12 protein-coding genes and 2 pseudogenes are annotated in these 14,465 nt (G+C 65.0%); 11 read left to right on the forward strand and 3 right to left on the reverse strand.

What is annotated here, in order from left to right; translation table 11 throughout:
- Nucleotides 1-236: 236 nt before the first annotated feature.
- The gene (gene hmpA / locus ACYUME_RS21915) at nucleotides 237-1,415 is read right to left on the reverse strand and encodes an NO-inducible flavohemoprotein (protein WP_460416844.1); all 1,179 of its coding nucleotides are present in this window, start codon (nucleotides 1,413-1,415) and stop codon (nucleotides 237-239) included.
- A gap of 154 nt (nucleotides 1,416-1,569) precedes the next feature.
- Between hmpA and norR the strand changes: the two genes are divergently transcribed.
- From norR to ACYUME_RS21955, 8 genes and pseudogenes are all read left to right on the forward strand, one after another.
- Nucleotides 1,570-3,120 carry a nitric oxide reductase transcriptional regulator NorR gene (norR, locus tag ACYUME_RS21920; RefSeq protein WP_460416846.1) on the forward strand — a complete coding sequence of 517 codons (1,551 nt, stop codon included), beginning with the start codon at nucleotides 1,570-1,572 and terminating at the stop codon, nucleotides 3,118-3,120.
- A gap of 172 nt (nucleotides 3,121-3,292) precedes the next feature.
- Nucleotides 3,293-4,192, forward strand: coding sequence for a chemotaxis protein (locus tag ACYUME_RS21925; RefSeq protein ID WP_110736814.1), 900 nt, complete (start codon nucleotides 3,293-3,295; stop codon nucleotides 4,190-4,192).
- A gap of 21 nt (nucleotides 4,193-4,213) precedes the next feature.
- Entirely contained in the window at nucleotides 4,214-5,251 is a 1,038-nt protein-coding gene (locus ACYUME_RS21930; RefSeq protein WP_460416848.1) for an RHS repeat-associated core domain-containing protein, read from the forward strand.
- Between the two features lie 49 nt (nucleotides 5,252-5,300).
- A pseudogene (locus ACYUME_RS21935) lies at nucleotides 5,301-5,474 on the forward strand (chemotaxis protein CheV); the annotation flags it as partial.
- Nucleotides 5,475-5,599: 125 nt separating this feature from the next.
- The gene (locus tag ACYUME_RS21940; RefSeq protein WP_460416850.1) at nucleotides 5,600-5,929 is read left to right on the forward strand and encodes a hypothetical protein; all 330 of its coding nucleotides are present in this window, start codon (nucleotides 5,600-5,602) and stop codon (nucleotides 5,927-5,929) included.
- Between the two features lie 38 nt (nucleotides 5,930-5,967).
- Nucleotides 5,968-6,384 (forward strand): methyltransferase family protein, encoded by a 417-nt coding sequence (locus tag ACYUME_RS21945; protein WP_460416852.1) that lies wholly within the window; start codon nucleotides 5,968-5,970, stop codon nucleotides 6,382-6,384.
- Between the two features lie 81 nt (nucleotides 6,385-6,465).
- The gene (locus ACYUME_RS21950) at nucleotides 6,466-6,597 is read left to right on the forward strand and encodes a hypothetical protein (RefSeq protein WP_460416853.1); all 132 of its coding nucleotides are present in this window, start codon (nucleotides 6,466-6,468) and stop codon (nucleotides 6,595-6,597) included.
- Nucleotides 6,594-7,328, forward strand: coding sequence for a YkgJ family cysteine cluster protein (locus tag ACYUME_RS21955; protein ID WP_460416855.1), 735 nt, complete (start codon nucleotides 6,594-6,596; stop codon nucleotides 7,326-7,328). The genes ACYUME_RS21950 and ACYUME_RS21955 overlap by 4 nt, the downstream gene beginning before the upstream one ends.
- Nucleotides 7,329-7,446: 118 nt before the next feature.
- On the opposite strand, the gene ACYUME_RS21960 is transcribed toward ACYUME_RS21955, so the two are convergent.
- Nucleotides 7,447-8,328 (reverse strand): methyl-accepting chemotaxis protein, encoded by an 882-nt coding sequence (locus tag ACYUME_RS21960; protein WP_460419422.1) that lies wholly within the window; start codon nucleotides 8,326-8,328, stop codon nucleotides 7,447-7,449.
- A gap of 420 nt (nucleotides 8,329-8,748) precedes the next feature.
- Nucleotides 8,749-9,030 (reverse strand): annotated as a pseudogene (locus ACYUME_RS21965) (PAS domain-containing protein); the annotation flags it as partial.
- A gap of 384 nt (nucleotides 9,031-9,414) precedes the next feature.
- On the opposite strand from ACYUME_RS21965, the gene ACYUME_RS21970 reads away from it, so the two are divergent.
- The 3 genes from ACYUME_RS21970 to ACYUME_RS21980 are packed head-to-tail and all read left to right on the forward strand — an operon-like array spanning nucleotide 9,415 to nucleotide 14,348.
- Nucleotides 9,415-10,578, forward strand: coding sequence for an efflux RND transporter periplasmic adaptor subunit (locus tag ACYUME_RS21970; protein WP_279880670.1), 1,164 nt, complete (start codon nucleotides 9,415-9,417; stop codon nucleotides 10,576-10,578).
- The gene (locus tag ACYUME_RS21975; RefSeq protein WP_460416858.1) at nucleotides 10,575-13,667 is read left to right on the forward strand and encodes a multidrug efflux RND transporter permease subunit; all 3,093 of its coding nucleotides are present in this window, start codon (nucleotides 10,575-10,577) and stop codon (nucleotides 13,665-13,667) included. The genes ACYUME_RS21970 and ACYUME_RS21975 overlap by 4 nt, the downstream gene beginning before the upstream one ends.
- Nucleotides 13,668-13,676: 9 nt before the next feature.
- Entirely contained in the window at nucleotides 13,677-14,348 is a 672-nt protein-coding gene (locus ACYUME_RS21980; protein WP_279880674.1) for a heavy metal response regulator transcription factor, read from the forward strand.
- Nucleotides 14,349-14,465 lie beyond the last annotated feature (117 nt).

A 14,465-nucleotide genomic window follows, 5' to 3' on the forward strand; every position in this document is an offset into this window, starting at 1 on the left:
TAGAGAAGGGTGGTAGGCCCAATCGCTGCGGTTCGGCGCTCGGCCACGCCGATAGCGCCGAATGTCATCGTCCGTTTCGTTCTCGATTACCCACGGCCGGGAGCATCCGGGTGCTGCCGGCCCGACAGAACGCCGAACCGCAGCGATTGGGATGAATCGCGGGGCAAGCCCGCTCCCACGCCAGCACCACCTGGCTCAGCGTGGGAGCGGGCTTGCCCCGCGATGGGCTCAGCGTTTCACTGCAAAGCCGCCGCCGGCCCGAAGAACTCGTAACGGCTCTGCCCTTCCGGCACGCCCAAGCCCTTGAGCTGGCGCTTGATCGCGGCCATGAAGCCCTTCGGGCCGAGGAAGTAGGCATCGATGTCCCGCTCTCGCGGCAACCACTCGCCCAGCAGTGCCTGATCCAGCAGGCCCACGGCGTCGGCTTTGCGGCTGCCATCGTCCTCGGCGTAGCAATAGAAGCGCTTGAGCTGCGGGTGCTTCGCGGCCAGATCATCGACCCAGTCACCGAAGGCATGTACCGCGCCATTGCGCGCGCAATGGATGAAGTGCACCGCGCGCTCGGTCTCGAGCGCCGCCTCGAGCATGGCCAAGGTCGGAGTGATGCCCACGCCGCCACTGATCAGCACCAGCGGCTTGTCACTGGCCACCAGGGTGAAGTCGCCGGACGGCGGGAACAGTTGCAGGGTATCGCCGACCATCAACCCGTCATGCAGGTAGTTGGAGACCTTGCCCCCCGCTTCGCGCTTGACGCTGATGCGGTACTGCTCGCCGTCGCACAGGGCCGACAACGAGTAGTTGCGACGCAGCTCCTGGCCATCGATGAACAGCTGCAGACCGATGTACTGGCCCGGCTCGGCCTTGAGCACCGGCTTGCCATCGACCGGGGCGAAGTAGAACGAGACGATCTCGCGGCTTTCCTGCTCGCGGCGCGCCAGGCGGAATTCACGGCTACCGCGCCAGCCGCCGGCGGCCTGCTCCTTCTCTTTATAGAGGTTCTCTTCCGCGCCGATGAGGATGTCGGCCAGCTGGCCGTAGGCCGCGGCCCAGGCAGCGATGACTTCCGGCGTGGCGATGTCCTTGCCCAACACTTCCTCGATAGCGCGCAGCAGGCAGCTGCCGACGATCGGGTAGTGCTCGGGGAGAATCTGCAGGGCCACATGCTTGTTGATGATCTGACCGACCAGGCCACCGAGCTGCTCGAGCCGGTCGATGTGGCGGGCATACATCAGCACGCCATTGGCCAGGGCACGCGGCTGGTCGCCGCTGGCCTGGTGGGCCTGATTGAACAGCGGGCGCACCTCGGGGTACTCGCTGAGCATCAATTTGTAGAAATGGGTGGTCAGGGCCTCGCCGCCGCTTTCCAGCAGGGGGACGGTGGCCTTGATGATTGCACGTTGTTCGGCATTGAGCATTGCGACAACTCCTGAGCCTTTGGCTTCGAATGGTTGCCTTCGCTATTTCAGCAATCGTGCCAACTTCAAAACCCCATGAAATCAGGGGCTTGAGCCAGTCGCTGTCAAAACGACACACTCAAGCGTATAGTCAATCCGACCAACAGGAGTCCATATGACTGCAAAGCCCCTGCTCACCGCCCTGCTCCCCCTGGTCAGCGACCTGTCCTGCGACCTGCCCGACCAGGAGCGCTATCGCCGGCTACTGGAGGCCATGCGCGGCCTGCTGCCGTGCGACGCCGCCGCACTGCTGCGGCTCGATGGCGAATGGCTGGTGCCGCTGGCGGTCGACGGACTTTCGCCCGATACCCTGGGCCGACGCTTCCGGGTCAGCGAACATCCGCGCTTCGAGATCTTGCTGAGCAGCCCACGGCCGACTCGCTTCGCCAGCGACAGCCCGCTGCCCGACCCCTACGACGGCCTGGTCAATGCCCAGCACGTCGATCTCGAAGTGCATGACTGCATGGGCTGCCCATTGATGGTCGACGAACGCCCCTGGGGCCTGCTGACCCTCGATGCCCTCAGCCCCGGTCAGTTCCAGAGCCTGGAACTGGACGCCCTGCAGGCGTTCGCCAGCCTGGCTGCCGCCACCGTCACCGTGGCCGAACGCATCGAGCACCTGGCCCTGCGCGCCGAGGATGAACACCAGCGCGCCGAATTGTATCGCCAGGCCAGCGGCCAGGACCGGGAGCTGATCGGCCAGAGCACGGCGCACAAACGCCTGGTCGAGGAAATCCGCCTGGTCGGTGGCAGCGACCTGACCGTGCTGATCACCGGCGAGACCGGCGTCGGCAAGGAGCTGGTGGCCCAGGCCCTGCACCGCGCCAGCCATCGCGCCGACAAGCCGTTGATCAGCCTCAACTGTGCCGCCCTGCCCGACACACTGGTGGAGAGCGAGTTGTTCGGCCATGTGCGCGGTGCCTTTACCGGCGCCCACGGCGAGCGTCGTGGCAAGTTCGAGCTGGCCAATGGCGGCACGCTGTTCCTCGACGAAGTCGGCGAGCTGCCGCTGGCGGTGCAGGCCAAGCTGCTGCGGGTGCTGCAAAGCGGCCAGTTGCAGCGACTGGGTTCCGATCGCGAGCACCTGGTGGATGTGCGCCTGATCGCCGCCACCAACCGCAACCTGGCCGAAGAAGTGCGCAGCGGCAACTTCCGCGCCGACTTCTATCACCGCCTGAGCGTGTATCCGCTGCAGGTCCCGCCATTGCGCGAGCGCGGTCGCGATGTGCTGCTGCTGGCCGGTTACTTCCTCGAGCAAAACCGCTCCCGACTCGGTCTGGGCAGCCTGCGCCTGTCAACCGACGCCCAGGCTGCGCTGCTGGCCTACGCCTGGCCGGGCAATGTGCGCGAGCTGGAACACCTGATCGGTCGTTCGGCGCTCAAGGCGCTGGGGCAGCATGGGCAACGGCCTAAGATTCTCACACTGGAGGCGGCTGACCTTGATCTGCGCACCATGGCGCCCATCGTCCATGTCGAGACCGAGACACCTCCCGCCGATGCGCCGCTGCCCGAGAGCGGCCTGCGCGAGGCGGTGGATGACTATCAACGACAGATCGTCGAAGCGTGCCTGGCGCGTCACGGGGACAACTGGGCTGCCGCGGCACGGGAGCTAGGGCTGGACCGGGCCAATCTGAGCCGGTTGGCCAAGCGGCTGGGGCTGCGCTGAGGACGTCATCGCGGGGCAAGCCCGCTCCTACGCAGGCGGGTCAAGCAGGCAGGGTAAACAGCGTGGGAGCGGGCTTGCCCCGCGATGGATCGCCAATAGCAAACTAAGCTAAAGCCCGGCGCCCGAAAGCCGATAACCCGGCATCCTCCCATTTCGAACCGAAGGTTGCCCAATGGCCACGCAAAAAGCCCGCGCGGATTCGCTGTCCCTGCTGCTGTTCACCCTGCGCAGCGGCAAGCTGATGGCAATCAACCTGCTCAAGGTCAGCGAGATCATCCCCTGCCCGCCGCTGACCAAGCTGCCGGAGGCCCACCCGCACGTCAAAGGCGTCGCCACCCTGCGCGGCAACTCGCTGTCGGTGATCGACCTGTCCCGCGCCATCGGCGAAATGCCCCTGGCCGACCCCGATGGCGGCTGCCTGATCGTCACCGAGATCAGCCGCTCGCGCCAGGGCCTGCATGTGCAGGCGGTGAGCCGCATCGTCCATTGCCTGAGCACCGACATCAAACCGCCCCCTTATGGTTCGGGCAATCGCTCGTTCATCACCGGCGTGACCCGGGTCGACAACACCCTGGTACAGGTGCTGGATATCGAAAAGGTCATCCACGGCATCGCGCCGCCGCCGCACGAACCGCACCCCGGCGAAGTCAGCGAGGAAGACGCAAGCCTGCTGGCCGCCGCCAATATCCTGGTGGTGGACGACAGCCAGGTCGCGCTGCAGCAGTCGGTGCACACCCTGCGTAACCTCGGCATCGAGTGCCATACCGCGCGCAGCGCCAAGGATGCGATCAACGTTTTGCTGGAGCTGCAAGGCACCGACAGGGAGATCAACATCATCGTCTCCGACATCGAGATGTCCGAGATGGATGGCTTCGCCTTCACCCGCACCTTGCGTGAAACCCCGGACTTCCAGCACCTGTACATCCTGCTGCACACCTCGCTGGACAGCGCGATGAGCGGCGACAAGGCCAAGCTGGCGGGGGCCAATGCGATCCTGACCAAGTTCTCCTCGCCGGAGCTGACCAACTGCCTGGTGACGGCGGCGCGGGCGGTGGTGTTCGAGGAGCGCTGAAAGCAGCAAGGTCGGTTTAATATGCAACTGGTATTTTTGCCAGTTGCAAGGGAGAGGTTACTTTTTGATGATGGTGTAGAGGCCGGACAAATGGTAGACACTATGCGAACCCAATCTCTGATACCACCCTCAATAATATTGTTGGCAATTGATAGCGCAAACTCGATAATTATCAGCTTGAGTGACGACGCCACCTGCCACATTACCTACACTCCATTTGGCCATACTCCCAAGCAAGGCCGCCATCACCTTTGGTTCCATGGTGCCCCACGCGAATCGTCTACCGGGCATTACTTGCTAGGAAACGGATACCGAGCCGCCAATCCGCCACAGATGCGTTTCAATAGCCCCGATAGTTGGAGTCCCTTCGGCAATGGCGGATTAAACGCATACGCATTCAGCGGCAACAACCCAATCAATTATTCAGACCCCAGCGGACATGCCCCCATACATAACAGTTTGACCAAGGCAAACCAGGAAATTATGAATACGATGTTCCAAAAGGCACCGGAGGCAAATACCTTTATTGATAACGTTGCGCAAAAACTAGGACAAGCGCATGGAGCGACATGGCTACCCGCCCCCCAGAAGACTATGGAGAGAGCCCTAGAGAAAACCATTGAAAAGTACAATGGCGATCCTACCAGACTCAAAGACATAGTCAGAAACTCGCTGATTTCAAAAAAAAGCAAGATACCCTTATTGCTTCAAGATATTGAAAGCATGGGTGGAAGATATAAATCCATTAATGCTCAAGAAGACCCCCTAGGATATAGCGGAATCAACGCCGTCATACCTACCCCCAATGGCCTATGGGGTGAAATTCAGATCACTAAAAAGCGCATGGCATACGCACGCTTCTCAACACCTGTTGCTCAGTCAGTAATGAGCCAGTCGTCATTTGAACGTATCAACTCCCTTGCAGGGAACATGGGGCTTCAAGGTGGCCTTGGCCATCAGTTCTACCGAACTCACAGAAACAAAGCCAATAGCATCAGAGAGCGAGAGGATGCCGCAGCCAGAAGCCGTGCCTATTACGGTGCCTTGATTCCGCAATAACAATATATAAGTCAAGAATCCGAAGGATGGCTGCACTTTCCCACCGCCTACCCCGGACTTCCAGCGTCTGTACATCCTCCTGCACGCCTCGCTGGACAGCACCATGAGTGGCGAGAAGGCCAAGACGGCGGGCGCCAACGCGATCCTGACCAAGTTCTCCTCGCCGGAGCTGACCGACTGCCTGGTGGTGGCGGCACGGGCGGTGATATTCGCCGAACACTGAGACGAGCGGCGCCCTGACCTGTCATGTCTGCCAGTTGTCGAAGCGCCGCCTTTATGGGATTTGTGACGCAACCGCCTTCGGTCGGCCGCCCGTCGCGGCCACGCTCATGTTCAAAGGATCTGATCATGAACACCGCCCCCAGCCCCGAGCAAGCGTCCCGCTCGCTCGCGTTCAACCTGTCATGCCTGCTCTTCAGTTGTTTCAGCTATGCCCTGTGCGTGCTGTCGCTGCTGTACCTGATGGGGTTCCTGTCGCGAACCCTCGTGCCCAAACACATCGATAGCGGCGAGCAAGGCCCGTGGCTGAGCGCCCTGGCCATCGACCTCGTGCTGATCACGCTGTTCGCCCTCCAGCACAGCGTGATGGCCAGGCAAGGCTACAAGCGCAAGCAGCGGGCCTTCGTCCCGCGCAGATCGAACGCGCGACCTACGTCCTGTTCAGCAGCCTGGCGCTGATCCTGCTGCTGGCCCTGTGGCAGCCTATTGCCGATCCGGTGTGGCAGGTCGAGTCACCGCTGGCCCGCACGGCCCTGATCGCGCTCTATTGGCTAGGCTGGCTCATCGTCCTGCTGGCGACGTTTCTGCTCAGCCACTTCGAACTGTTCGGCATCAAGCAAGCCATCGATGGCTTTCGCCCCAGGTCTGCGCCTGTGGAAACATTTCGCACGCCATTCTTCTACAAGCTGGTGCGTCATCCGCTGTACCTGGGCTTTCTGATCCTGTTCTGGGCGACGCCCGACATGAGTGTCGGCCACCTGCTCTTCGCGCTGGCCTGCTCGACCTACATCGTCATCGGCACACGGCTCGAAGAACGGGACTTGCTGCAGGTTTTCGGCACGACGTACCAGCACTATCAGCAACGCGTCGGCATGCTGCTGCCGCGGCTGGGCAGGCACCGAGGCTCGAAATAGCGGTCGGCAAGGTGCGGCGCATGCCCGTTTGCACGAACCCACGGCAAAGGCATAATCCCCGTTTTGCACGTGGACAATGCCATGAATCGCCCTACCCTGCTCCTGCTTGGCGTGCCGACCGCGCTGACCGTCCGGGCCTCTTCGCCCCAGGCCTGGAGCGACCAGCGCCAGCAGCACGCCTTCGTCACGCAGTGGGCCGAAGACCGGAGATGAACGGCGATATCCGATTCGCCTGCACCGGCTGCGGCAAATGCTGTACCGGCCACCATGTCCCCCTGACGCTCGCCGAGGCTGGCCAATGGGCCGGTTCCGGCGGCCAGGTGGTGGTGCTGATCGAAGGCTTCGTCAGCGATGGGCCAGGCATGCCCGCAGATCAACGCGATCACGTGCTGCGCCGCTCGCACCCGGTGGCCTGCGGCGCGGGCCAACTGCGCGTATCGGTGACCTTCGCCGCATTCAATCCGGGGCGCTGCCGCAACCTCGATGACAACGACCTGTGCGGCATCTATGAAAGCCGGCCACTGGTCTGTCGCATCTACCCGGCGGAGATCAACCCTCACCTGCCGTTGCGGCCAGAGAACAAGGACTGCCCAAGCGAAGCCTGGGAACAGGGGCCGGTGCTGATTCATGGCAGCCTGCCGGTGGACGAGGAACTGCGGATGCTGATCGAAGCCTCGCGCCAGGCCGACCGCGACGATATCGCGGCCAAGGTGGCGATCTGTCAGGCGCTGGGGATGACCACCAGTGCGCTGAAGGGCAACGGGTTTACCGCGTGGTTGCCGGACATGGCGGCGTTTGCTGCGGTGCTGGAACAGGCGCCAACAGCCGTCGATGGGCCGTGGGTGGTGCATGTGCAGGACGAGGCGCTTGCGACCGAGCTACAGGATCATCGCCTGCAGGTGACGGGCGAAGCGCCGGTCTACTACGCGTTCATCGGTTTCTAGATAGATCCAATCGCGGGGCAAGCCCGCTCCCACGCCCTGGCCCTCAACACTCCTGGCTTCGAGGCCACTATTGTGGGAGCGGGCTTGCCCCGCGATAGGGCCAGTACTGACAACCCAATCACTGACACCGCCGCCAGAACTCATCCGCCAGCCGCCGCAGGTCCTTGGCCAGGTCGGCCACATCGCTGGCGCTGCTGTGGCTGCGCTGGCCGACGCTGACCGTCGCCTCGCTGGCCTGGCGAATGCTGCTGATGTTGCGGTTGATGCTCTCGCTGACCTGGCTCTGCTGCTCCACCGCCGCGGCGATCTGCAAACTCATCTCGTTGATCTGGTTGACCCGCACGCTGATGCTGTCCAGCGCGTCACTGGCCAGTTGCGCCTGCTCGACACTGTGCCCGGCATGGGCGCTGCTCTGCTGCATCACCTGCACCGCCGCCCGCGCACCTTGCTGCAACGCGCCGATCATGCGCTGGATATCGTGGGTGGACTGCGCGGTGCGCTGGGCCAGGCCGCGCACTTCATCGGCGACCACCGCGAAACCACGCCCCTGGTCACCCGCCCGCGCCGCTTCGATGGCGGCATTGAGCGCCAGCAGATTGGTCTGTTCGGCGATGCCACGAATCACGTCGAGCACCCCGGAGATCTCGCTGCTGTGGCTCTCCAACTGCTGGATCACCTCGCTGGCTTCGACCAGCGAGCCGGCCAGGTCCTGGATCGCGCAGCGGTTGCGATCGACCAGTCGATGGCCGGACTGGGTCTCGTCCTCGGCCTGGTCGGCGGCCATGGCGGCCATCTGCGCGCTGCTCGCCACCTGGGCCACGCTGGCGCTCATCTGGTGGATCGCCGTGGCCACCTGGTCGGCTTCGCTCTGCTGCTCCAGGCTGTTGGCATGGCTGCTGTGCAAGGCTTCGACCAGCGACCCGGAATGCCCGGCCAGGCGCGACGAGGTGTCGCCGATGCGACCGACCACCGCGCCCAACTGCGCCTTGAGCATGCGCATGGCGAACTCGATCTGTCCCAGGCCGTCACGCCGGCCGGTATACAACTGCTGGCTGAGCGGATTGTCGGCGATCGCCTGGGCCTGTCGGCGCAGCCGCTCGTAGGGGCGCAGCAACGCCAGGATCGCCAGGCTGCTCAGCCCCACGGCAAGCAGCACTTCGACCAGCGACGCCAGCAACGGCGCCCCCAGCCACCACTGCCCGCCCCCCAGCACCAATGCCAGCACGCCCCCCACCGCCAGCGACAAGCGCGCTCCCAGCCCCAGCACCGGCACACGCTCGAACCAGCTACGCCGGCCTTCGCGCAGGCGCGCATAGCAACGCTCGGCCGCCGCGACCTGCTCGGCCCCGGGCCGGGTCCGCACCGACTGGTACTCCAGCACCTGCCCGCCATTGCTGATCGGCGAGACGAAGGCGCTCACCCAGTAGTGGTCGCCGTTCTTGCAGCGATTCTTCACCAGCCCCATCCACGAGCGCCCGGCCTTGAGCGTTTGCCACATCTGGGCGAAGGTCTGGGACGGCATGTCCGGGTGGCGGACCATGTGATGGGCGTTGCCCAGCAGCTCCTCGCGGGAAAATCCGCTGATCCGCATGAAGTCGTCGTTGGCATAGGTGATGCGGCTGTCCAGGTCAGTGGTGGACAGGATGTTGGCGTCGCCGGGGTAATCCACTTCGCGACCGGTAATGGGCATGTTGCGCTTCATCGGAGGCTCTCGTTGTTGTACGGGAGATCGGCAGGGCGTACGACTCTAGTGTCCTGTCTCGGAAATACGTTCTCTTTTGGCGAGTGGCTTGGGTGCTCGGCCAAGGCGCCGCGACGAGTCATAGCAGGGCTATGGCGAGGAGTGGCAACGCCGGCCGGGCGCCCAAGACGCCGCCAAAAGTGAACAGCTTATTTCCGAGACAGGACACTAGGGCCAATGGCCGGCGAAACATTGATCCACGACAGCATATTGGCAATTGGCCATCAGCGAGCCGAAACTGACAGCCGTGACAGCCAGGCGTCACGCTGGCGACCCGGTCGGCGCGCTATAACCAGTCACTACCCAGACCCGTTTCCCCGCCCTCCGGCCAAGGTGCCCGCCACGATGCGACGTCCAACCCGCCCCCTCGTTCTCGCAGCCCTGGCCCTGGTTCTACTGGCGGGCGTCGGCGCCTGGCTGAGCCTGCGCCAGCAGGCCCCGGCCAACCGCCCCAGCAGTGCCGTGCCGGTACGCGTGGTGGCCGTGGCCCAGCAGGACGTGCCACGCTACCTCAGCGCGATCGGCTCGGTGCTGTCGCTGCACAGCGTCGAGGTCCGCCCCCAGGTCGAGGGCGTGCTCACCCAGGTGCTGGTCAAGGAAGGCCAGTGGGTGAAGGAAGGCGACCTGCTGGCCACCCTCGACGACCGGGCCATCCGCGCCAGTCTCGACCAGGCCCGCGCCCAGCTCGCCCAGACCCAGGCGCAACTGCAAGTGGGCAACGTCAACCTCAGGCGCTACCAATTGCTCAGCACCGACGATGGCGTGTCGAAGCAGACCCTCGACCAACAGCAGGCGCTGGTCAATCAGCTGCAGGCGACGATCAAGGGCAACCAGGCGGCGATCGACAATGCCGCCGTGCAACTGAGCTACACGCAGATCCGCTCGCCGGTGACCGGCCGCGTCGGCATCCGCAACGTCGACCCCGGCAACCTGGTGCGCACCAGCGACACGCAAAGCCTGTTCAGCGTCACCCAGATCGACCCGATCGCCGTGGAATTCGCCCTGCCCCAGCAGCAACTCCCGGTGCTGCAAGGCCTGCTTGAATCCGCCACGCCCGCCGAAGTCGAGGCCTACATGGATGCCGACGGCGAGCGCAGCCTGCTCGACAAGGGTCACCTGACGCTGATCGACAACCAGGTCTCGGCCAATACCGGCACGGTGCGGGTCAAGGCCGAATTCGACAACAAGCACGGGCGCCTGTGGCCCGGCCAACTGGTCACCGTGCGCCTGCGCACCGCCGTCGACGAGAACGCCCTGGTGGTGCCGCCACCGGTGGTGCAGCGCGGCCTCGATGGCCACTTCGTCTACCGCCTGGACGGCGACAAGGTCAGCGCCGTGCCGGTCAAGGTGGTGTACCAGGACAGCACGCTGAACATCATCGCCGGGGTCAAGGCCGGCGACCGCCTGGTACTCGATGGCCAGTCGCGGCTCAAGCCCGGCTCGACCATCGAAGTCACCCCGGATGCCCCCGCCGCCGCCGAGATCGCCGAGCGCAGGAGCCAGCCATGAACACCCGCAACGGCGTCTCGGCCTGGTGCATCGACCACCCCATCGCCACCCTGCTGCTGACCTTCGCCCTGGTGCTGCTGGGTGCCATCGCCTTCCCGCGCCTGCCGGTAGCGCCACTGCCCGAAGCCGACTTTCCGACCATCCAGGTCACCGCCCAGCTGCCCGGCGCCAGCCCGGAAACCATGGCGTCCTCGGTCGCCACGCCATTGGAAGTGCAGTTCAGCGCCATCCCCGGCATGACCCAGATGACCAGCAGCAGCGCCCTGGGCTCGACCAACCTGATCCTGCAATTCACCCTCGACAAGAACATCGACACCGCCGCCCAGGAAGTGCAGGCGGCGATCAACACCGCCACCGCTCGCCTGCCCCAGGACATGCCCAGCCCGCCGACCTGGCGCAAGGTCAACCCGGCCGACAGCCCGGTGCTGGTGCTGACGGTCAGCTCGACGCAGATGCCCGGCAACGAACTGAGCGACTACGCCGAAACCCTGCTGGCCCGCCAGCTCAGCCAGATCGAAGGCGTGGGCCTGATCAACATCACCGGCCAGCTGCGCCCGGCGATCCGCGTGCAGGCCCAGCCAGAAAAGCTCGCCGCCATCGGCCTGACCCTGGCCGACATCCGCCAGGCCGTGCAGCAGACCAGCCTGAACCTGGCCAAGGGCGCGCTGTACGGCGAGCACAGCGTCTCGACCATCGCCGCCAACGACCAGCTGTTCCACGCCGATGACTACGCCAGGCTGATCGTCAGCTACCGCAACGGCGCCCCGGTACACCTGTCCGACGTCGCCAAGGTGATCTACGACGCCGAGAACGCCTATGCCAAGGCCTGGTCCGGCGACAAGCCGGCGCTGAACCTGGTGATCTTCCGCCAGCCGGGGGCGAACATCGTCGACACCGTGGACCGCATGATGGAGGCCCTGCCGCGCCTGCAAGAGATGCTCCCGGCGTCGGTCGAGGTGTCGGTGCTCAACGACCGCACCCAGACCATCCGCGCCTCGCTGCACGAGGTGGAGCTGACGCTGATCATCGCCGTGGTCCTGGTGATCGGCGTCATGGCGCTGTTCCTGCGCCAGTGGTCGGCGACCTTCATCGTCTCCAGCGTGCTCGGCGTTTCGCTGATTGCCACCTGCGCCCTGATGTACGTCTTCGGCTTCAGCCTCAACAACCTCACCCTGGTGGCCATCGTCATCGCCGTGGGGTTCGTGGTCGACGACGCCATCGTCGTGGTGGAGAACATCCATCGTCACCTGGAAGCGGGCGACGACAGCCGCACCGCGGCGCTCAAGGGCGCCGGCGAGATTGGCTTCACCGTGGTTTCCATCAGTTTCTCGCTGATCGCCGCGTTCATTCCGCTGCTGTTCATGGGCGGCGTGGTCGGCCGGCTGTTCAAGGAGTTCGCCCTGACCGCCACCGCCACCATCCTGATTTCGGTGGTGGTGTCGCTGACCTTGGCGCCAACCCTCGCCGCGCTGTGCATGCGTCGTCCGCCCGAGGAGCAGCATGGTGGCCTTGGCCAACGCCTGGTGCGCTGGTACGAGAAGGGCCTGGACCGGGCGTTGGCCCACCAGCGCATCACCCTGGGCGTGTTCGGCGTCACCCTGGCACTGACGATCGCCGGCTACGTCGCCATTCCCAAGGGTTTCTTCCCGATGCAGGACACCGGTTTCATCCTCGGTACCACCGAGGCCGCGGCGGATGTCTCCTATTCATCGATGATCGAGAAACACCAGGCCCTGGCGAAGATCGTCGGCGCCGACCCGGCGGTGCGCGCCTTCTCCCATTCGGTCGGCGTCACCGGCAGCAACCAGACCATCGCCAACGGCCGCTTCTGGATTTCCCTCAAACCGCGCGGTGATCGCGATGTCTCGGTCAGCCAGTGGATCGACCGCATGCGCCCGCAACTGGCCCAGGTCCCCGGCATCGTCCTGTACATGCGCGCCGGCCAGGACATCAACCTCAGCTCCGGCCCCACGCGCACCCAGTACCAGTACGTGCTCAAGAGCAACGATGGCGCGGCCCTGAACCTGTGGACCCAGCGCCTGACCGAGCGCCTGCGCGAGAGCCCGGCGTTGCGCGACCTGTCCAACGACCTGCAACTGGGCGCCAGCGTCACCCATATCGAGATCGACCGCCAGGCCGCGGCGCGCTTCGGCCTGACCACCACCGACGTCGACCAGGCCCTCTACGATGCCTTCGGCCAGCGGCAGATCAGCGAGTTCCAGACCGAGACCAACCAGTACAAGGTCATCCTCGAGCTGGACGCGCGCCAACGCGGCAAGGCCGAAAGCCTCAACTACTTCTACCTGCGCTCGCCGCTGTCCGGCGAGATGGTCCCGCTGTCGGCGCTGGCCCACGTCGCCGCACCCGGCACCGGCCCGCTGTCGATCAGCCATGACGGCCTGTTCCCGGCCGCCAACCTGTCGTTCAACCTCGCCCCCGGCGTGGCCCTGGGCGACGCGGTGCAGATCCTCGAGCGCACCCAGCGCGAGCTGGGCATGCCCGATTCCATCGCCGGCAGTTTCCAGGGCGCGGCGCAGGCGTTCCAGAGCTCGCTGGCGAGCCAGCCGTACCTGATCCTCGCCGCGCTGGTGGCGGTGTACATCATCCTTGGCGTGCTCTACGAGAGCTTCGTGCATCCACTGACCATCATCTCGACGCTGCCGTCGGCGGGCCTCGGCGCGCTGTTCATGCTCTGGGCCATGGGCCAGGACTTCACCATCATGGGGCTGATCGGCGTGGTGCTGCTGATCGGTATCGTCAAGAAGAACGGCATCCTGCTCATCGACTTCGCCCTCGAGGCCCAGCGCCACCACGGCATGTCCCCCGAACAGGCGATCCACCAGGCCTGCCTGGTACGCTTTCGCCCGATCATCATGACCACCCTGGCCGCGCTGCTCGGCGCAGTGCCGCTGATGATCGGCTTCGGCACCGGCGCCGAGCTGCGCCAGCCACTGGGCATCGCGGTGGTCGGCGGCCTGCTGGTGAGCCAGGCCCTGACGCTGTTCACCACACCGGTCATATACTTGGCGCTGGAGCGTCTGTTCCACCGCCGTCGGGCCACCGCCGTGCCAGCGCCGACCGCCAGCTGAGAAAAGACCATGCGTGTGCTGATCATCGAAGACGAAGAGAAAACCGCCGACTACCTGCATCGCGGCCTCACCGAGCAGGGTTTCACCGTCGACCTGGCACGGGACGGCATCGACGGGCTGCACCTGGCCCTGGAGGGCGACTACGCGGTGATCGTGCTCGACGTGATGCTCCCCGGCCTGGACGGCTACGGCGTGCTGCGCGCGCTGCGGGCCCGCAAACAGACGCCGGTGATCATGCTCACCGCCCGCGAGCGGGTCGAGGATCGCATCCACGGCCTGCGCGAAGGCGCCGACGATTACCTGGGCAAGCCGTTCTCGTTCCTCGAACTGGTCGCCCGCCTGCAGGCCCTGACCCGGCGCAGCGCCATTCACGAGCCGTTGCAGATCCAGGTGGCCGACCTGTGGATCGACCTGATGGCGCGCAAGGCCACCCGCGCCGGAGCACGCCTGGACCTGACCGCCAAGGAGTTCTCGCTGCTCAGCGTGCTCGCCAGGCGCCAGGGCGAGATCCTGTCCAAGACCGCCATCGCCGAGCTGGTCTGGGACATCAATTTCGACAGCGACGCCAATGTCGTCGAAGTGGCCATCAAGCGCCTGCGCGCCAAGCTCGACGGGCCGTTCGACAACAAGCTGCTGCACACCATCCGAGGCATGGGCTATGTCCTGGAAAGCCGTGGCTAACCCGGGGGGCGCTGCGCGCCCCGTTCGCGACACAAGGCCGCTCCTACAGAGGATCGCGGTCCCCTGTGGGAGCGGCCTTGTGTCGCGAAAGGGCCGCAAGGCAGCCCCCTGGGGTAG

This window comes from Pseudomonas sp. microsymbiont 2, from assembly GCF_054788395.1.